The sequence below is a fragment of the Streptomyces sp. NPDC044921 genome (assembly GCF_056432865.1).
In genome coordinates, this window is the sequence record NZ_JBWKIF010000004.1 from 93,049 (window position 1) to 110,586 (window position 17,538).

The following is a 17,538-nucleotide window of genomic DNA, read 5'->3' on the forward strand; positions in this document are numbered from 1 at the left end:
GCTTCTCCCCGTCGGTCATGCGCCCTCCCCGGCGAACGAATAGGCGGCCCAGGGGCCGGTGAGTTCGACGCGCATCCCGGGCACCTCGTCCTTCGTGCGGTCGACCATTTCCACGAATTCCTCGGAACGCGCGCGCGGCACGAGGTAGGCGGCGTTCAGCACGTTCCGTCCGGACGCCTTGGACAGCGCCGGATTCTGCGGCGGGTGCAGCCGGGAGTCCTCCGCGAATGCGGAGAGCCGCTCGTGCAGCCGGGTCGAGAACGCCTCGGCCCGCTGCCACATCTCCTCGTGCGACCTGGTCTGCATACGCCGCTGGCGCAGGTAGTCCCGGCCGGAGGCGGGCTTCCGGGCGGGCTCGGCGTTTCCCTGCGGTTCGGACTCGGCGTACACCTTGACGCCCCACTCGACCCGGCCCTCCAGCCGGTCCAGGGTGCGCCGGAAGTCCTCCTCGCGGGCCTCCATCATGCTCCGGACGCCGCTGTCGTCCAGGAAGACGGTGCCGAGCCGCAGCGGCAGCGGGGTCGTGACGGTGGTGAGCGCGTCGATCACGCCCTGGTGGGCGCGCGCGGTCGCGGTCAGCCACTCGAGGTCCTCCAGATGGGCGCGGAGCGGTTCCTCCGCGAAGTCCCCTTCCGGTACGTGGCTCACCACGGCCACCAGGCCGTGGTGAGCCAGCGCTCTGGGCGGGTCGCCCGCGACCCCCGTCAGCTGGGCCTGGAGCGGGGTGCTGAAGGGGCGGCAGACGGCGTAGACGTACCGCAGTCCGGTCACGGTGCCTCCTTCTTCTCCGCGCGGCCGGGCTCCAGTTCCTCCAGCCGGGCCAGCCTCTCGCGCAACTCGGCGTTCTCACGGGCCAGTTCGTCGCGGCGGGCCCGCGAGCTGAGAGCCGGGTCGGTCTCCCACCAGTCGATGCCCATCTCCTTCGCCTTGTCGACGGAGGCCACGATCAGTCGCAGCTTGATCGTGAGGAGTTCGATGTCGAGCAGGTTGATGCGAATGTCGCCCGCGATCACGATGCCCTTGTCGAGCACCCGTTCCAGGATGTCGGCGAGGTTGGCGCCGCTCCCCTGGCCGTAGGGTTCGGGCATCCTGCTGGGCGTCGTCATCGCCGGCTCCCCGCCTCGACGTCCTGGTCCTCGTACTCGTCCTCTTCCTCCTCGTCCTCGTCGTACTCCGCCTCGGGCTCGTCCTCGGGCGCTTCCTCGTCCTCGGCCTCGTCGTAACCGGCCTCGTCCTCGGCTTCGTCCTCGTCCTCGTACTCGCCCTCGGGCTCCCCGCCGTCCTCCTCCTCGTCGTCCTCGTACTCGCCCTGCGGCTCCTCGTCCTCGGGCTCCTCGCCCTCCGGCTCGTCGTCCGCGGTGTCCTCGTCGCGGGGCTCCTCGTCCTGCGAGCCCTCCTCCGACTCCGACTCCTCCTCCGCGAGGGCGTCCTCGTGGCTGGTGACGACCTCGCCGTCACGGATCTCGCCCCGCCAGCCGTCCTCCGCCTCGCCCTTGATGGTGATGAAGCGGGCGAAGTTCTTCAGGTCGAGCCGGGCCCGGCGCCCCTGGGCGCGCCAGATGTTGCCGGTCTTCTCGAAGAGGCCGGACGGGTAGTACTCGATGACCAGCAGCACCCGGGTCAGGTTGTCGGCGAGCCGGTGGAAGGAGACGACGCCCTTCGTGGTGCCCTTGGCGCCTTCCGAGGTCCAGGCGATGCGGTCGTCGGGGACCTGCTCGGTGGTCTTCGCCTTCCAGCTGCGGTTGGACCACCAGATCTTCGCCTGCCAGTCGGAGTGGGTGTCGTCGTCGCGGCTCGCGCTCTTGACGCCCTTGGCGAAGGTGCTGAAGTCCTGGTACTGCGTCCACTGGTCGTAGGCGGTGCGCAGGGGCACGCCCACGTCGATGTGCTCGATGATGACGGTGGGCTTGTTGCCGGAGCGGCCCTTGCCCTTCTTGCCGCCGCCCAGGTTCTTGAAGGCGCCGGTGACCTTGTCCTTGAGGTGCGAGCCGCCGGTCTCCAGCGCGGCGCGCACCGGCCCCTTGCCCTCGGCGAGCTTGCGCCCGCCGTCCAGGGCGAGCTTGGCGAAGCCGGGGCTGTTGCCCTCGGCGATGTCGTTCAGCTTGCCGGTGGTCTCGCCGAGCTTGCGGCCGACGCCGGTGAGCATGCGGGTCGCCTGGGCCGCGAGGTACTCCTGCAGCTCGGCCTTCAGCCGGTCCATCGCCTCGCCGTGGGCCACATCGGTGAGCGGGTTCTTCGACGCTCCGTTCGCGGCGGACTTCGCCGATCCGAGGGTGTCGGTCATTCCTCACCGCCTCCCTTCGGCTGCCGGGAGCGGCTGCCGCCGCCCCGGTTCCCCGCGGCCGCCTTCTTCGCGGCCGAGGTCTTCCGTGCCGCCGCCTTCTTCGCGGGGGCCTTCTTGGCGGGGGCCTTCTTCGCGGCCTTCTTCGCCGGAGCCTTCCTGGCCGGGGCCTGCTCCGCCTCCGGCTCCCCGTCCTGCCCGGAACCGGAGTCCTCGGGCTCCTCGTCCTCGTCCTCGGCGTACTCGGCGTCGTCGGAGTCCTCGGCGTCCTCGGCGTCCTCGTCCTTGCGCCGGCCGGGCACCGCGCCCGTCAGCTGGTCGCGCACCTGGGCGGTGCGGCCGTGCAGCCGGTCGGCGAGCGCGTCGATCTGGCGCTCGACCATGGCGCCGGAGGCGGCCTTGCCGACGCCGCGCAGGTCCTCGCGCAGCTGGTCGCCGATCTCCTTGAACTGCGGGTTGTTCTTCAGCTGCTCCTGGAGCAGGTCGGCGACCATGCGCGGACTCAGGTTCAGCTTCTTCCCGGCGACCAGACCTCCGACGGCCACCGCCATCTTCAGTTTCTTGGTCCGGCCCAGGAGATATCCGGCCCCTATGGCGAGACCCAGTCCCATTCGGTTCATCGTGTCGTCCCGTTGCCTGTTCCCGCGCTCCCGCGCGAAGCGGTCTCCAACCGGTCGAGGAGTTCGTCCTCCTGCCGGTCGAACTCCTCCTCCGTGATCTCCCCGGCCTCCAGCTGCTCCTCCAGACGGGCCAGTTCGGCCCGGATCGTCGCGGGGTCGTAGTAGATGCGCTCGGCCTCCTGGAGCACCTGCTTGATGGCCCAGGCGCTGCCGCGTACCGGTGCGAACGGCAGCAGCAGCACCTCCGAGATCAGGCCCACGTCGTCACCCCGCTCCGGTGTCCGTTCCGCCCGCCGCGGTCCCCGCGGGCTCGGCCGGGCCGGGCTCGACGAAGCTGTACGCGGGCAGTGGGCCGTTGACCCGCACCTCCAGGTGCGGCATGTCCTTGCGCGCCTGCTCGACCGCGGCCAGGAACGACTCGGCCGAGTCGCGGTTCACCAGGTACGACACGTTGGCCAGCCAGCCGGTGGACTCGGGGCCGACACTGACGTCGTCGGCGGCCCCTTCCAGGGCGCGCTGCAGAGCGGCGCCGTCCTCGGCCTCCTTGGCCTTGACCGCGGCCGCGACCATCTCGCCGAGCCGGATCTTGTCGTCGTAACTGCCGCCGCCCGCCTGCCGGTTGGCCTCCGCGAGGCTGCGGATGTCGGGGCTCTCGGCCATCACCTGGTGCAGGACGGCCTCTTCGATGTGGTTGGCCTTGATGTTGTACTCGACCCGGTTGTCCAGGGCCTGCAGCCGCTCCTTGTAGTGCTCGGCGCGCTCGGCCAGCACCGCGGTGATGGAGTTGTCGTCCGGGGCGACACTGCCGAACCGCATGGGCAGCACGCAGCCGGCCGCACCGGCCTCGCTGAGCACGTTCTGGTGGGCGAGCAGGTCCTTGCGCTTGGGCCGCAGCCCCTCGGGCGCCTCGCTGACGATGGCCGCCAGGTCACCCTCGCGCAGGATGCGCACCGGGCGGGGCGGGTCGCCGACGCCGCCCATGCCCTCCGGAAGCGCGGGGTGCGAGCTCGCCGCGATCCCATAGACGTAGGTGCTCACTCCTGCTCCTCCTTCCGGCGGGCCGACGTCTTGCGGGCACGCGGTCGCGATTCGGTCTCACTTTCGCTCCGCGCCTGCTTGAAGGCGTCGGAGATGGTCTCGGCGGCGCCGGACAGCGCCCCCTTGGACTTGCCTCGTGCACCGGACTCGGTCATCTCCCCGACCAGGTCGGGCAGGCCGGGGTCCTTGCGCGGCCCGGCCTCCAGGTCGAGCCGGTTGCACGCCTCGGCGAAGCGCAGATAGGTGTCGACGCTGGCGACGACGACGCGCACGTCGATCTTGAGGATCTCGATACCCACCAGGGAGACACGGACGAACGCGTCGATCACGAGCCCCCTGTCCAGAACAAGTTCGAGCACGTCATAGAGACCGCTGCTGCCGCCTCCGCCGCCGGTCTGCTGTGCCGGTACGACAGTCATGCCGGATGTTCCTCCTCGTGTAGGGGTACGGGTGGTCCGGTGGGGCGGCCTAGCGGCCGCCGGACCTGCGCGCGTCGGAACGACCGCGTTCATAGCGGCGGACCCGCCGGTAACCCGTGAGCTGCCCGTCGCTGTCGAGCTCCACCTGGTAGCTCGCCATCAGGCTCATCGTGTCGGGCACGCGCTCGAGTTCGAGCACCTCGACCTCCAGCGCCCAGCCGTCCTCCGTCTGCTCGAAGGACGACACCGACTCCGCCTCCATGCCCGTGAGCTCGGCGAGCTGGCCGCGCGCCTGGCGCAGCACCTCCATCGGGCTCGGCCGCTTCCGGGCCGACTCGTTGCCGTTCGACGTACGCGAATTCTGTGAGTCCTGTGATTCCTGTGAACTCTGCGAGTCCTGCGTGTTTTTTGTGTTCGACATGGCCACCTCCCCCTCCGTGTGGCCGCAAGCGTGTTCGCCAAACCTCTACGGACGCATGCATCTGCCACCCGTCCGCTTCCGCCGGCGGGCCGGTTCAGCCGCGCAGGGCGTTCAGCCGCCGCCGGGCCGGACCCAGCGCCCGGCCCCGGTCCAGCAGGCCCGACCAGGGATCGGTGCGCGCCTGCTCGACCGCGTCGGCCACGGTCCACCGGCGGGCGTTCAGCTCCGGGTCGTCCAGCTCCTCCCAGGTGATCGGGGTGGCCACCGGGGCGCCCGGCAGGGGCCGGACCGTGAAGGGCGCGACGGCGGTCTGCGCGTAGGCGTTGCGCTGGATGTCGAGGTAGAGCCGCTCGCCGCGCTCCTTCTTGCGGGCGGCGGTGGTGAGCCGGTCGGGGTGGGCGCCGGCGAGGGTGTCGGCGACGTCCCGGGCGAAGGCGCGCACGTCGTCGAAGTCGTGCCGGCCGTTCAGCGGCACGATCACGTGCAGTCCGCGCGAGCCGGTGGTCATCGGCGCTGACGGCAGCCCCAGTTCGTCGAGCAGCTCCCCGAGCAGCCCGGCGGCCTCCCGCACGGCCTCGAAGTCGTCGCCCGCCGGATCGAGGTCGAACACCATCCGGTCCGGGTGGTCCGGGCGGTCGGCGCGGGACAGCCAGCGGTGCAGGGTGATGCTCGCCTGGTCGGCCAGGTACAGCAGGGTGGCGGTGTCGTCGCACACGGCGTGGCGGACGGTGCCGCCCTCCTTGGCCAGGTCGACGCGCCTGATCCACTCCGGGTAGTGCTCCGGCGTGTTCTTCTGCATGAACCGGGGCCCGTCGATGCCGTCCGGGTGCCGTTCCAGCATCAGGGGCCGGCCGCGCAGGTGGGGCAGCATGAAGGGTGCGACCGCCCGGTGGTAGTCCACCAGGTCGCCCTTGGTGTACTCCTTGGCGTCGCCACCGCCGGGGAAGAGCACCTTGTCCGGCCGGTGCACCTCCACCGTGCGGCGTCCCGCCCGCACCCTGCGCGTGCCGTCCTTGCCGCTCACGGCACGACCGCCTCCTCCACCAGCAGCCGTCCGGCCGCCGCGATGGACTCCGCGTCGATGCCGGCGGCGTGCAGTTGCTCGTCCGGGGACGCCGAACCGGGCATGGTCCGCACGGCGAGCCGCACCAGGCGCGGCACGGGCCGGCCGTCGGTGAACGCGTCGAGGACCGCGTCACCGATGCCGCCCTCCGGGTGATGGTCCTCCACGGTCACCAGGCAGCCCGTCTCCTCCGCGGCCCGGCGCAGCGTGGCGCGGTCGACGGGCTTGACCGAGTACAGGTCGATCACCCGCGCCCGGATGCCCTGTTCCTCCAGCGCGTCGGCGGCGGCCAGCGCCTCGTGGACGGTGACGCCGGCGGCGACCAGCGTCAGCCGGTCCTCGCCGGAGGAGCGCAGCACCTTGCTGCCGCCGACCGGGAACTCCTCGTCCGGGCCGTAGATCACCGGGCTCGCGCCACGGGAGGTGCGCAGGTAGCGGATGCCCTCCAGGCCGGCCATGGCGCCGACGAGCCGCGCGGTCTGGTTGGCGTCGCACGGGTACAGCACGGTCGAGCCGTGCACCGCCCGCATCATCGCCAGGTCCTCCAGACCCATCTGGCTGGGCCCGTCCTGGCCGATGGCGACCCCCGCGTGCGAGCCGACGAGGTTGACGCCGGAGCCGCTGACGGAGGCCATCCGGATGAAGTCGTAGGCCCGGGTCAGGAAGGCCGCGAAGGTGGCGGCGTACGGCACCCAGCCGCGGGAGGCGAGCCCGACCGCCGAGGCGACCATCTGCTGCTCGGCGATGTAGCACTCGAAGTAGCGGTCGGGGTGCTCCTTGGCGAAGGCCTCGGCGCGGGTGGAGTCGCCGACCTCGCCGTCCAGGGCGACGATGTCGCCGCGGCCGGTGCCGAGCGCGGCGAGCGCCTCGCCGAAGGCGTTGCGGGTGGCGACCTCCTCGCCCTCGTCCCACCGCGGGAGCACGATGTCCCCGGTGTGGACGGAGTGCAGCATGCGTGTGGCGGCCGGCTCCTGCACGCGGACGCGCAGGTCGCGCGGGCCGCCGAGTTCGGCGATCGCCTCCTCGGCCTCGGGCAGCGGCTTGCCGTGCAGGCCCTCGCGGTCCTGGACGGCCTCGACGCCCTTGCCCTTGAGGGTGCGGGCGAGGATCGCGGTGGGCTGGCCCTTGGTGGAGGCGGCCTCGCCGTAGGCGCGGTCGATGGCGTCGACGTCGTGACCGTCGACCTCGATGGTGTGCCAGTCGAAGGCCTGGAAGCGGCGGGCGTAGGCGTCCAGGTCGTGACCGTGCCGGGTCGGGCCGCGCTGGCCGAGCCGGTTGACGTCGACGATCACGGTGAGGTTGTCCAGGTGCTCGTGCCCGGCGTGCTCGGCGGCCTCCCACACGGAGCCCTCGGCGAGTTCGCTGTCGCCGCACAGCACCCAGGTGCGGTAGTCGGTGCGGTCCAGGCGCTTGCCGGCCAGCGCGATGCCGACGCCGACGGGCAGGCCCTGCCCGAGCGAGCCGGTGGCCGTCTCGACCCACGGCAGGCGCTGCGGGGTGGGGTGGCCCTCGAGGCGGCTGCCCAGCTTGCGGAAGGTGAGCAGTTCCTCGTCGTCGATGGCGCCGGCCGCCTTGAACGCTGCGTACATCAGTGGCGAGGCGTGTCCCTTGGACAGCACGAAGCGGTCGTTGCCCGGGTGGGCCGGACGGTCGAAGTCGTAGCGGAAGTGATGGGCGAGCAGGACGGCCATCAGGTCCGCTGCGGACATCGACGACGTCGGGTGCCCGGAGCCGGCCGCGGCGGCGGCGCGGACACTGTCGACGCGCAGCTGCTGTCCGAGGTCGGTGAGTTCACCGGTGTTCATGAGTCTCCTTTCGCGGAGTCGTCCGGGGCGTCGGTTCGCTTGACGGGGCCGGGGGAGCCGCCGGGATCCGGCGGCGGCTGCTCGGCCGGGGGCTGCGGCGAGGATCCGGCCTGCGCCGACGCCCCGGGCTGCGGCGCGGCGGCCTCCTCACCGGGCTGGTTCTTCGCGGGCTCCCCACCGGGCTGATTCCTGGCGGGCTCACCGCCCGGCTGGTTCTTCGCAGGCTCACCGCCCGGCTGGTTCTTCGCGGGCTCCCCGCCCGGCTGGTCCTTCGCGGGCTCCCCACCCGGCTGCCCCTGGCCCGGCTCGTCGCCCAGCCGTGTTGCCACCGGGTCACCGCCGGGCCCGTCGGCGGTCGCGCCTTCACTGGGGCGGCCCTTCGCCGTCTCCGACTCGGTACGGCGCAGGACCGCGGACCCGGACCCGGCGCTGTGCCCGGTCGCTCCGTCCTCCGGGCTGCCCTTCGCCGTCTCGGACTCGGCGCGGCGCGGCACGGCGCCGGACCCGGACCCGGACCCGGACTGCGGACCGGCCGGGCCGGATCCGGGCCGGCCCTCCGCGGGTTCGTCGCCGGCCGGAACCCCGTGGGGGCCCGCGCCGGTGCCCCCGTCCTGCGTGTCGGCCTCGGTCGCCGCCCCCGGCCCCGACCGCGCGCTCGCCTCCTGCCGCTGCCCGGGGCCGCCCGGCATCCGGGCCACCTCCGGCGACGACGTGTCCAGCGGCACGGACCAGGACCGTACGAGCCCCAGCTGCACGGCCTGGCGCGGCAGTACGGCGTCCAGCAGCCAGTCGGCGGCGACCCGGACCCGGTTGCCGGGCATGGCGGCCAGATGGTAGCCCCGCGTCACCGCACCCGCCGGCACACCGGACAGGGTCACGCCCAGCGGATTGGCGGCGGCCTTCGCACCACCCAGGTCGACCACGAACCCCAGGTCGCGGTGGCGGTACGGCTTGCGCGCCCCGCCGAGGCCGAGCGACGCGGCGACGTTCTCGGCCGCGATCTTGCCCTGCCGCCAGGCGTGCTGCGCGGTCATCGGCGTGTAACCGCCCGGCTTCTCCAGATCCGGCACGGCGGCCACGTCACCGCAGGAGAACACCTCCGGCCGCCCGGGCACCTGCAAGTGCGGGTCGACGAGCAGCCGCCCCTTCTCCATCGGCAGCCCGAGGGACTCGACCAGCGGGTCGGGCCGCACGCCCACGCACCACACCAGGGTCCGCGTCTCGACGAACTCGCCGTCGGTCAGCAGGACCCCGTCGTGCGTGGCCTCTTTCACGGAGGTGCCCATCCGCACGTCCACGCCCCGCTGCCGCAGCACCCGGTCGGCGGTGGCGGACAGCTTCTCGTCCATCTCGGGCAGCACCCGCGGCGCCACGTCCAGCAGCATCCAGCGCGGCCGCATGCCCCGCCGCAACGGGTGCCTGCGGACCTGCGCGTCGGTGAACATCTGCCCGTGCGCCGCCACCTCGGTGCCGGTGTAGCCCGCCCCGACCACGACGAAGGTGCAGCGCGCGGCGCACGTCCTCGGGTCGTCGGCGGCGGCCGCGAGCTCCACCTGCCGGGTCACGTGGTCGCGCAGGTACAGCGCCTCGGGCAGCCCGCGGAAACCGTGCGCGTGCTCGGCGACGCCGGGGATCGGCAGCAGCTTGTTGACGCTGCCCGCGGCGAGCACCAGCCGGTCGTAGGCGAGGGCGCCCTCCTCGCCCTCGGGTCCGGTGTAGTGCAGGGTGCGCTCGTCCAGGTCGATCCGGTCGGCCTCGCCCAGGACCAGCCGTACGTTCGGCAGCGTGTCGGAGAGGGAGACCGTGACCCGGCGCGGCTCCAGGACGCCGGCGGCGACCTGGGGCAGCAGGGGCAGATAGAGGAAGTAGTCGGTCGGGTTCAGCAGGGTGATGTGGGCCCGGCCCCGGGTGAGGCGGGACAGGGTGCGGGCCGTGCGGTATCCGGCGAAACCGGCACCGACGATCACGATGCGGGGTCGACTCACGGTTGACTCGCCTCCGGCGCTGTTCGCGTACCTCGGGAGCCTTCCGCGTCCCCCTGGCCAGGGCACCCAAACGTCCGCCCGCCCGACGCCACCGGTTTCCGGCCGCCCGCCCGGGTACCCGGTGCGGGATACGCATCACCGACGTCGCGGAGGCACTCCCCCATGCCCGAGTACGGATACTTCCTCTCCTGCGAGCAGTACGGACCAGCGGAACTGATCGAGCAGGCGCGGATGGCCGAGCAGGCCGGTTTCCAGGCGCTGTGGATCTCCGACCACTACCACCCGTGGAACGACGAACAGGGCCAGAGCCCGTTCGTGTGGTCGGTGATCGGCGCGCTGTCCGAGGCGGTGTCCCTGCCGATCGAGACGGCGGTGACCTGCCCGACCGTGCGCACGCACCCGGCGGTGGTGGCGCAGGCCGCGGCGACCAGCGCGGTGATGACGAACAACCGCTTCCGGCTCGGCGTCGGCTCCGGCGAGGCCCTCAACGAGCACATCCTGGGCGACCACTGGCCGCCGGCCCACGTCCGGCTGGACATGCTGGAGGAGGCCATCCAGGTGATGCGCCGCCTGTTCACGGGCGAGGAGGTCAACCACCACGGGCCGCACTACACGGTCGAGAACGCCCGCCTGTACACGGTCCCGGACGAGCCGATCCCGATCGACATCTCCGGCTTCGGCCCGGCGGCGACGGCGCTCGCCTCCCGCGTCGGCGACGGCTACATCACGATGATGCCCGACGAGACGATGGTGGAGCAGTACCGCAAGGGCGGGGGCGGCGGCAAGCTGGTCAGCGGCGGCACCAAGGTCTGCTACGGCACCGACAAGGAGGAGGCCGTGCGCACGGTGCACCGTCTCTGGGCGAACGAGCAGCTGCCGGGCGAGCTGGCCCAGGTACTGCCGTCGCCGAAGCACTTCGAGCAGGCGCAGCAGCTGGTCACCGAGGACATGGTGCGCGAGAACCGGGTGTGCGGCGACGACGTGGACGAGCACGTGGCGGAGCTGAAGCGGTTCGCCGACGCGGGCTTCGACCGGGTCTACGTCAACCAGATCGGCCCGGACATGCGCGGCTTCTTCGACTTCTACCGCACGAAGGTGCTGCCGCAGCTGCCGTGAGCACGTGAGCGCCGTTGCGCGGGTGCCCGAAATCGGGAGGTGCCGCGGGACCGGGTCGCCTACAGTCGCCGGCATGTCTCTTCGTCTGCGTCTGCGTGCCGCCCTGCCGGAGGCGATCCGGTCCCGTGACAAGGCCGCGGTGAGCGCCCTGCGCTCGACGCTGGCCACGCTGGACAACGCGGAGGCGGTCCCGCTGGGCGAGGACTCTCCGCGTGCGGGGGCCCTGGAGGCCTCGCCGGCCGGGGTCGGCGCCACCGAGGCGGCCCGGCGCGAACTGGGCGAGCACGAGGTCGCGCACCTGGTGCGTGCCGAGGCCGACGAGAGGCTGCAGGCGGCGGCCCTGCTGACCATCCCGGCGCACGCCGACCGGGCCGCACGGCTCCGGGCGGAGGCGGAGGTGCTGCTGCGCTTCCTGGACGCGAGCGAGGCGCCCCAGCCGACCGCCGAGCGCGACTAGCGGCAGCCCGCCCCCGCCGCAAACGCGGCTGACCGCAGCCCGATCCCGCCGCGACCGCCGCTCACCACGGACCAGGCCCGCCCCCAGCACGGTCAGCGGCAGCCCGCTCCCTCCGCAAACGCGGCTGACCGCGGACCAGTCTCGCCACCAGCACGGTCAGCGGCAGCCCGCCCCCGCCGCAAGCGCGGCTAGCCGCAGCCCGATCCCGCCGCGAGCGCCGCTCACCGCGGACCAGGCCCGCCACCAGCGCGGTCAGCGGCGGCCCGATCCCGTCAGCCTGCGGGCCGCCAGGGCCCCGGCCCCGGCGGTGAGCGCCGCGCCCAGCCACCCGCGGTTGCGGGACAGCCACGGCTGCGGGCCGCCGCCCTCGGCCTCGTCGTCGAACCGCCCGTGCGCGCCGAAGTCCGTCCCCCGCGGGTCCACCGGTTCCCACAGGTTGGCCGGCCCGTCGGGGGCGCCGTCGTTGCTCCAGGTGACCAACGACTTCATGCCGGGCCGGTACCCTCGCCCCCCGGCCGGTAACTAGGCTCGTGCGCATGGAGATTCTGGGTGCCACACTGCGCGTCTGCGTCGACGACCTCGAGACGGCGATCCCCTTCTACGAGCGGCTGGCGGGCGGCAGAGCCCAGCGCTTCGAGCGGGGCGGCGTCCAGGTGGCGGCGGTCGGCTGCTTCCTGCTGATGAGTGGTCCGCCGGCCGAGCTGGAGCTGCTGCGCAAGGTGGCGGCGACGATCGCCGTGACGGATGTCGAGGAGACCCACAAGGTGCTGACCGAGCTGGGGGCCCACGTCGTCGCGGGCCCCATCGCCTCACCGGCGGGCCGCAACCTCATCGCCCTGCATCCGGACGGCTCGGTCTACGAGTACGTGGACCGCCAGGCGTGAGCCCCGGCCGGGGCCCGGCTCAGCGGCGCCCCGGCCGTTCGACCATCTCGGCGGTGATCGCCCAGCGTTCGTGGTCGCGCCAGGCCCCGTCGACGAAGAGCATGTCCGGCGAGAAGCCCTCCAGGCGGAATCCGCAGGCGCGGGCCAGCGCGATCGACGCGGCGTTGCGCGGCTGCACGTTGATCTCCAGCCGGTGCAGCCGCAGCGGGCCGAACGCGTACCGGACGACGAGGTGCAGCGCTTCGCGCATCAGCCCGCGTCCGGCGGCGTGCGCGAAGGCGCCGTAGCCGAGGGCCCCGGACTGGAAGCCGCCCTCGACGATGTTGTTGATGTTGATGAACCCGGCGATGGACCCGTCGTGCTTCTCGCAGACCAGGAAGCCGGCCCGCGTGGGGTCCTCGATCAGCCGGCCCGCGTACGCGGTGTACGCCCGGACGGTGAGGGGCGGGAAGAGCCAGGGGTGGTGCAGGTCCTTGCTCTCCCGGGCGCGGGCGGTGAACTCGGCGCCGTCCTCGTGGGTGAAGTGCCGCAGGCCCACCCGGGGGCCTTCGGTGAGATAGCGGGATGCGTTGTGGGGCACCCCGCCACGGTAACCTCACCGCGTCGCTCGGGAGCCGGCCACGGGCAGCCGGAGCACACCGGGGTGGCCCGGCCCGCTGACGACGGTGACCGGTTTGATCCCCCGGTTGCCGAAGTACGCGTCGTCGCTCGCCGCGATCACGAACCGCAGCCGGTGCCCGGTCTCGTAGCGGTGCACGATGCCGGGCAGGGTGACCGTGAAGGGCTTGGTCACGTCCGGCACCCGGACGGGCGCGACCAGGCGCCGCACCAGGGTGCGGGTGCCGTCGGGTGCGACGTCGTAGACCTTGGCGAACAGCACCAGCTTGTCGGCCGCGTCGCCGGAGTGCTGGGTGCGCCCGGCCTTCGGGGAGAGGACCCTGAGCGTGGCCCGGGGCGCGCCGACGACGTCGAGGGGCCGCTTCAGCGGGGCGCTGGTCCAGGCGAGGTGGGTGCCCTTGGCGTCGCGGGGCGGTGAGTCGGGCACCCCGAGGAGCCCGGCCAGGGAGCTCTCCGAATGGCTCGTGGGAACGGCCCAGTTGGTGTAGGTCCGGCGCCCCGGGGTCACCTGCGCGCGGTGGTCGACGAGCCGGCCGTCGCCGGAGAGGTACAGGGTGCGGTCGAGGGCGGGCAGCCGGTCGGCGGTGGCGTAGACGCGGTCCGGGTCGGTGATCCAGTCGCGGTAGTAGGCGAAGGCCGGCCCGGTGTCGGTGCTCGTCTGCTTGCGCAGGTGGCGGTCGAACCAGGCGAGGACGCGCCGGCCGACGTAGCTGGTGTCCAGGTTGCCCTTCGACAGGTCGAGTTCGGCGGCGGCCCCGGGGCCGGTGATGCCGCCGCTGTGCCCCCAGGACTGCCAGATCATCTTCACCGGAGTGCCCCGCGCCTTGAGCGTGCGGTACGTCGCCGTCGCCTCGTTGAGGTTGAACAGGGTGTCGGCCTGCCCCTGCACCAGCAGGGTGGGCGCCTTGACGCGGTGCAGGTACGACACCGGCGACACGCGCCGCGCGAAGGCGAGCAGTTCGGCGGTGCGGCCGGCCGGGTAGCGGCCGGAGTTGAGGGTGTGGACGGTCCGGCAGGCCTCGGTGACGAAGTGCAGGCAGGCCAGGGAGTTGATCCGGGACGGGTCGAGGCTGGGCCGGAGCAGCGGCTGGCCCTCGCCGATGAGGTAGAAGCCGTTGGTCCACTGCCACTTGAAGGCGCCGGGGACGCCGCCGGCGCCGACGGCGTTGTTGGGGTCGAGGGAATACGCCAGGTCGTGCCAGGTGATCATCGGCACGAGCGCGTCGAGGCGGTGGTCGACGGCGGCCGTCGCCAGTTGCACGGCCCCGCCGTAGGAGCCGCCGATCATGCCCACGCGGGGGTCGCCGGGGGCGTCGCGCGTGACGAAGTCGGCGGTGGTGCCGTCGTCGGCGGCGCGTTTTCCGCCGAGGAAGTCGACGAGTTGTGAGGCCGCCGCGCCGTCGATGTCCGGGTCGTCGAGGGAGATGAGACAGCCGCTGCGGCCGAAGCCGAGCCCGGAGTAGACGAGCGAGACGTAGCCGCGCCGGGCGAAGGCCTTGCCGATGGTGTCCGTCGAGCCGTCCGCCTTGCTGCCGCCGAAGCCGTTCGTGCCGAGCACGGCGGGCGCCGGGTGGTCCCGGTCCACGCCCGCCGGACGGTACAGGTCGGCGTCGACCGTGCAGGCACGCCCGCCCGCCCGGACGGTGAACTCCAGCGGGGTGACGGTGTAGGAGCCGGCCGCCGTCGCGGGTGGGGTGAGGGCGAGCGGGGCGGCCAGGGCGGCGGCCAGTGCGAAGGCGAGGGGTGCGCGGAATCTGGGCGCGCGTCGGGACACACGGACCTCCACGGTGAGGGCGGCGGGCGGGAGAGGCCCGGACGACCCGGTGGACCTGGATACCGACCAGTAGGTACTGGTCGGTAGTCATGGTGTGACACGTGTCAGCAGCCGTCAATCACCGAAACGAGGGTTCTTGACGGCGTTTCAGCGGACGCCCCGCTCAGCTCAGGGCCGGCGCGTCGAGCGTCAACGTGCCCGCGTCGGCGTCGAGTTCGGCCGCGACCCCGAACGGCATGGTCTGCGCGCCGTCGCCGTGCCCGAACCCGAACTCCTCCACGACCGGCACCCCGAGGCCGCCCAGCCGGTCGGCGAGGACCGCGCGCACCTCCTCGTACGGACCGCAGGCGGCCCAGGAGCCGAGCAGGATCCCGGCGACCCCGTCCAGCCAGCCGCAGCGCAGCAGTTGGGTCAGGTACCGGTCGAGGCGGTACGGGCTCTCGCCGACGTCCTCCACGAGCAGCAGTCCGCCCCGGGCGCCGGCGTGGGCGTGCGCCGTGCCGAGGTCGCTGGCGAGCAGGCTCAGGCAGCCGCCCAGCGTGACGCCCCGGGCCCGCCCCGGCACCAGCGCGGGTCCGCCCGGGGGCACGGCCGTGAGGGTGCGCACGGACTCCGGCTCGAAGAGGGTGGCCCGCAGCCGCTCCTGCGCGCGGGCGTGCTTGAGGAAGTCGACACCGGCCACCCCCGGGCCGTACAGCGTCACCAGGCCCAGTCGGGTGGCGAAGGCCTGGTGCAGGACGGTGATGTCGCTGAACCCGGCGAACACCTTCGGCCCCGCCGCCCGCATCGCGTCCCAGTCGAGCAGGTCGGCCATGCGCTGCGCGCCGTAGCCGCCCCGGGCGCACAGCACGGCGGAGACCGACGGGTCGCACCAGGCGCCCTGCAGATCGGCGGCCCGCTGTTCGTCCGTGCCGGACAGGTACCCCAACCTCTCGTGACGGCCCAGCGCGTGCGGCGCCACCACGGGGTCGAGGTCCCAGCCGCGCAGGACGTCGAGCCCGGCCTGCAGCCGCTCCTCGGGCACCGGGCCGCTGGGGGCGACGACGGCCACGCGGGCCCCGGGGGTGAGCCGGGGCGGCCGGACGAGCGGTTTCACTTGGTGAGCTCCAGGGTGGGGACGCCGAGCGGGTTCAGCCGGAACACCTGGGCGTACAGCGACAATTCGGCCTCCAGGGCGCGCACCATGGTCTCCGCCCTGCGGAACCCGTGCCCCTCCCCCTCGAAGGCGAGGTAGGCGTGCGGCACGTTCCGGCCCGCCAGCCGGGCCAGGAACCGCTCGCACTGGACGGGCGGGCAGATCACGTCGTCCAGACCCTGCAGCAGCAGGAACGGCACCCGCAGCCGGTCGGCGTGGGCGGCGGGCGAGCGCTCCGCGTACCGCGCGGGCACCTCGGCGAGCGGACCGATCAGGCTCTCCAGGTACAGCGACTCGAAGTCGTGGGTCTCCCCCGTGCCCCAGCCGGTGAGGTCGAGGATGGGGTACTTGATGGTGCCGCAGGCGTACACGTCGGTCGTGGTGAGCGAGGCGGCCGCGGTCCAGCCGCCCGCGCTGCCGCCGCGCACGGCGAGCCGGTCCCGGTCGGCGGTGCCCTCGTCGGCGAGGGCCAGGGCGACGGCGGCGCAGTCCTCGACGTCGACCACGCCCCACTGCTCGCGCAGCCGTTCGCGGTAGGCGCGCCCGTAGCCGGTGGAGCCGCCGTAGTTGACCTCGGCGACGCCGATGCCGCGCGAGGTGAAGTAGGCGATCTCCAGGTCGAGCACGAGCGGCGCCCGGCCGGTGGGCCCGCCGTGCGCCCAGACGACGTACGGCGGCAGTTCGTCGCCCGGCGCGACGCAGGCGGGGTGGTGCGGCGGGTAGATGTGGGCGTGGATGTCACGTCCGTCCGGGCCGGTGAACGTGCGGATCTGCGGCTCGGGGTAGAAGGCGGGGTCCACGGCGTCGTCGTGCTCGGCGCCGATGACGCGGGCGTGGCCGGTGCGCGTGTCCAGTTCCACGACCTCGTAGGCGCTGCGCGGGCTGGCGCCCACGGCGACGACCCGCTCGCCGTGGGCGGCGAGGGTCGGCGCGAACTCGGTCCACGGCCCGGCCGCGTCGACGACCTCGCCCGTCTCGGGGTCGAGGACGCCGAGGGCGGTGGCTCCCCGGCCGTGCACGACGGCGACCAGACCGCTCGCCAGGGGCGTGAACCATCTCCACCCCAGCTTCCACAGCGCGTCGGCGAACTCCTCCTCGCGCGGGCACACCGGCTGCCCGTCGAGGTAGAGGTTCCACCAGCCGGTGCGGTCGCTGGCGTGCAGCAGACGGTTGTCGTGGGTCCAGTCGGCCTGGGCGATGGCCTCCCCGGGCCCGCCGGCCACGGTGCGGGCGCCGCGCAGGGTGCCGTCCTCGCCGACGTCGGCGAGGACCAGTTCGGTGCCGTCCCAGGGCATGCGGGGGTGGTCCCAGGCGAGCCAGGCCGCCCGCCGCCCGTCGGGCGAGAGCTTCGGCCCGGTCAGGAACCGGTGCCGGTCGTCGGTGAGTTCGCGCACGGCGCCCCGGTCCTGGGCGGCGGATCCGTCCAGTGGTACGGCGGCCAGGACGCGGCGCACGTCGGTGGGCCCGTCGCCGGTGAACTCCTCCAGCACGCACCACACCTCGCCGTGCTCCGGCCGCAGCAGCGGCTCCGCCCAGCGCAGGCCGCCGCCCACCGGGGACACGGGCGTGAGCGGGCCGGGTTCGCCACCCGGCCGGCAGCGGTAGAGCCGCTGGTCGGCGAAGTTCACGAACACCACCAGCGGGCCGTCCTCGTCCGGCAGGGCCGCCCAGGGGTGTCCGCCGTACTCGACGACGCGGCTGCGCACGTTCCACGGCGCGGGCAGCAGCGGCTCCTCCCGCCCGTCGGGGTGGCGCCGCACCAGGGTGCGCCGGCCGTCCTCGGCGGGGCGCGGCTCGGTCCACCACACCTCGTCACCGACGAAGCCCACGTACTCCGGGTGCCCGTCGTGCGCGGCGGCCAGGGCCGCGTCGATGGGCGAGGGCCACGCCCCGTACGCCAGCGTCCGCACCGTCTCCCCCAC

19 protein-coding genes are annotated in these 17,538 nt (G+C 73.4%); 3 read left to right on the forward strand and 16 right to left on the reverse strand.

Features of this window, described 5'->3' with window-relative positions; all coding sequences use genetic code 11:
• Window positions 1-15: 15 nt before the first annotated feature.
• From AC07DA_RS07795 to AC07DA_RS07845, 11 genes are all read right to left on the reverse strand, one after another.
• Entirely contained in the window at window positions 16-771 is a 756-nt protein-coding gene (locus AC07DA_RS07795; RefSeq protein WP_479125574.1) for a GvpL/GvpF family gas vesicle protein, read from the reverse strand.
• Window positions 768-1,106: a gas vesicle protein gene (locus AC07DA_RS07800; protein WP_309094210.1), complete on the reverse strand. Its 339-nt coding sequence runs from the start codon at window positions 1,104-1,106 to the stop codon at window positions 768-770. The genes AC07DA_RS07795 and AC07DA_RS07800 overlap by 4 nt, the downstream gene beginning before the upstream one ends.
• Window positions 1,103-2,284, reverse strand: coding sequence for an SRPBCC family protein (locus AC07DA_RS07805; RefSeq protein ID WP_479125576.1), 1,182 nt, complete (start codon window positions 2,282-2,284; stop codon window positions 1,103-1,105). The genes AC07DA_RS07800 and AC07DA_RS07805 overlap by 4 nt, the downstream gene beginning before the upstream one ends.
• Window positions 2,281-2,901 carry a DNA primase gene (locus tag AC07DA_RS07810; protein WP_479125578.1) on the reverse strand — a complete coding sequence of 207 codons (621 nt, stop codon included), beginning with the start codon at window positions 2,899-2,901 and terminating at the stop codon, window positions 2,281-2,283. Before AC07DA_RS07810 ends, AC07DA_RS07805 begins: the two co-directional genes overlap by 4 nt.
• On the reverse strand, window positions 2,898-3,161 hold the full coding sequence (locus AC07DA_RS07815; protein WP_479125580.1) for a gas vesicle protein GvpG: 264 nt from the start codon (window positions 3,159-3,161) through the stop codon (window positions 2,898-2,900). The genes AC07DA_RS07810 and AC07DA_RS07815 overlap by 4 nt, the downstream gene beginning before the upstream one ends.
• A gap of 4 nt (window positions 3,162-3,165) precedes the next feature.
• Window positions 3,166-3,939, reverse strand: coding sequence for a GvpL/GvpF family gas vesicle protein (locus AC07DA_RS07820; protein WP_479125581.1), 774 nt, complete (start codon window positions 3,937-3,939; stop codon window positions 3,166-3,168).
• A complete protein-coding gene (locus AC07DA_RS07825; protein ID WP_383321829.1) occupies window positions 3,936-4,358 on the reverse strand; it encodes a gas vesicle structural protein GvpA in 423 nt (140 codons plus the stop codon). The genes AC07DA_RS07820 and AC07DA_RS07825 overlap by 4 nt, the downstream gene beginning before the upstream one ends.
• 49 nt (window positions 4,359-4,407) lie before the next feature.
• Window positions 4,408-4,779: a gas vesicle protein GvpO gene (locus AC07DA_RS07830; protein ID WP_479125583.1), complete on the reverse strand. Its 372-nt coding sequence runs from the start codon at window positions 4,777-4,779 to the stop codon at window positions 4,408-4,410.
• Window positions 4,780-4,873: 94 nt separating this feature from the next.
• Window positions 4,874-5,803, reverse strand: a complete 930-nt coding sequence (gene ligD, locus AC07DA_RS07835) for a non-homologous end-joining DNA ligase (RefSeq protein WP_479125585.1) — start codon at window positions 5,801-5,803, stop codon at window positions 4,874-4,876.
• On the reverse strand, window positions 5,800-7,647 hold the full coding sequence (locus tag AC07DA_RS07840; protein ID WP_479125587.1) for a transketolase: 1,848 nt from the start codon (window positions 7,645-7,647) through the stop codon (window positions 5,800-5,802). The genes ligD and AC07DA_RS07840 overlap by 4 nt, the downstream gene beginning before the upstream one ends.
• Window positions 7,644-9,632 (reverse strand): NAD(P)/FAD-dependent oxidoreductase, encoded by a 1,989-nt coding sequence (locus AC07DA_RS07845; RefSeq protein WP_479125588.1) that lies wholly within the window; start codon window positions 9,630-9,632, stop codon window positions 7,644-7,646. The genes AC07DA_RS07840 and AC07DA_RS07845 overlap by 4 nt, the downstream gene beginning before the upstream one ends.
• A gap of 162 nt (window positions 9,633-9,794) precedes the next feature.
• Between AC07DA_RS07845 and AC07DA_RS07850 the strand changes: the two genes are divergently transcribed.
• Window positions 9,795-10,748 (forward strand): LLM class F420-dependent oxidoreductase, encoded by a 954-nt coding sequence (locus AC07DA_RS07850; protein ID WP_479125590.1) that lies wholly within the window; start codon window positions 9,795-9,797, stop codon window positions 10,746-10,748.
• 115 nt (window positions 10,749-10,863) lie between these two features.
• Entirely contained in the window at window positions 10,864-11,205 is a 342-nt protein-coding gene (locus tag AC07DA_RS07855) for a hypothetical protein (RefSeq protein ID WP_479126095.1), read from the forward strand.
• Between the two features lie 252 nt (window positions 11,206-11,457).
• On the opposite strand, the gene AC07DA_RS07860 is transcribed toward AC07DA_RS07855, so the two are convergent.
• A complete protein-coding gene (locus tag AC07DA_RS07860; protein ID WP_479125592.1) occupies window positions 11,458-11,694 on the reverse strand; it encodes a hypothetical protein in 237 nt (78 codons plus the stop codon).
• Window positions 11,695-11,741: 47 nt separating this feature from the next.
• Here AC07DA_RS07860 and AC07DA_RS07865 point away from each other — a divergent pair, with 47 nt between their 5' ends.
• On the forward strand, window positions 11,742-12,089 hold the full coding sequence (locus AC07DA_RS07865) for a VOC family protein (RefSeq protein ID WP_479125594.1): 348 nt from the start codon (window positions 11,742-11,744) through the stop codon (window positions 12,087-12,089).
• Between the two features lie 19 nt (window positions 12,090-12,108).
• On the opposite strand, the gene AC07DA_RS07870 is transcribed toward AC07DA_RS07865, so the two are convergent.
• The 4 genes from AC07DA_RS07870 to AC07DA_RS07885 all read right to left on the reverse strand — a co-directional run bounded on the left by AC07DA_RS07870 (window position 12,109) and on the right by AC07DA_RS07885 (window position 17,538).
• On the reverse strand, window positions 12,109-12,669 hold the full coding sequence (locus tag AC07DA_RS07870) for a GNAT family N-acetyltransferase (protein WP_479125595.1): 561 nt from the start codon (window positions 12,667-12,669) through the stop codon (window positions 12,109-12,111).
• 15 nt (window positions 12,670-12,684) lie between these two features.
• Window positions 12,685-14,481 carry a CocE/NonD family hydrolase gene (locus AC07DA_RS07875; protein WP_479125597.1) on the reverse strand — a complete coding sequence of 599 codons (1,797 nt, stop codon included), beginning with the start codon at window positions 14,479-14,481 and terminating at the stop codon, window positions 12,685-12,687.
• A gap of 163 nt (window positions 14,482-14,644) precedes the next feature.
• Window positions 14,645-15,577: a S66 peptidase family protein gene (locus tag AC07DA_RS07880; RefSeq protein WP_479125599.1), complete on the reverse strand. Its 933-nt coding sequence runs from the start codon at window positions 15,575-15,577 to the stop codon at window positions 14,645-14,647.
• Window positions 15,574-17,538, reverse strand: a complete 1,965-nt coding sequence (locus AC07DA_RS07885) for a S9 family peptidase (RefSeq protein ID WP_479125601.1) — start codon at window positions 17,536-17,538, stop codon at window positions 15,574-15,576. The genes AC07DA_RS07880 and AC07DA_RS07885 overlap by 4 nt, the downstream gene beginning before the upstream one ends.

Excerpts from the sequence above, each read along its gene's own strand:
- AC07DA_RS07800 (WP_309094210.1), bottom strand. The coding sequence starts at position 1,106 with ATGACGACGCCCAGCAGGATGCCCGAACCCTACGGCCAGGGGAGCGGC.
- AC07DA_RS07805 (WP_479125576.1), bottom strand. The coding sequence starts at position 2,284 with ATGACCGACACCCTCGGATCGGCGAAGTCCGCCGCGAACGGAGCGTCG.
- AC07DA_RS07810 (WP_479125578.1), bottom strand. The coding sequence starts at position 2,901 with ATGAACCGAATGGGACTGGGTCTCGCCATAGGGGCCGGATATCTCCTG.
- AC07DA_RS07825 (WP_383321829.1), bottom strand. The coding sequence starts at position 4,358 with ATGACTGTCGTACCGGCACAGCAGACCGGCGGCGGAGGCGGCAGCAGC.
- AC07DA_RS07830 (WP_479125583.1), bottom strand. The coding sequence starts at position 4,779 with ATGTCGAACACAAAAAACACGCAGGACTCGCAGAGTTCACAGGAATCA.
- AC07DA_RS07840 (WP_479125587.1), bottom strand. The coding sequence starts at position 7,647 with ATGAACACCGGTGAACTCACCGACCTCGGACAGCAGCTGCGCGTCGAC.
- AC07DA_RS07850 (WP_479125590.1), top strand. The coding sequence starts at position 9,795 with ATGCCCGAGTACGGATACTTCCTCTCCTGCGAGCAGTACGGACCAGCG.
- AC07DA_RS07860 (WP_479125592.1), bottom strand. The coding sequence starts at position 11,694 with ATGAAGTCGTTGGTCACCTGGAGCAACGACGGCGCCCCCGACGGGCCG.
- AC07DA_RS07865 (WP_479125594.1), top strand. The coding sequence starts at position 11,742 with ATGGAGATTCTGGGTGCCACACTGCGCGTCTGCGTCGACGACCTCGAG.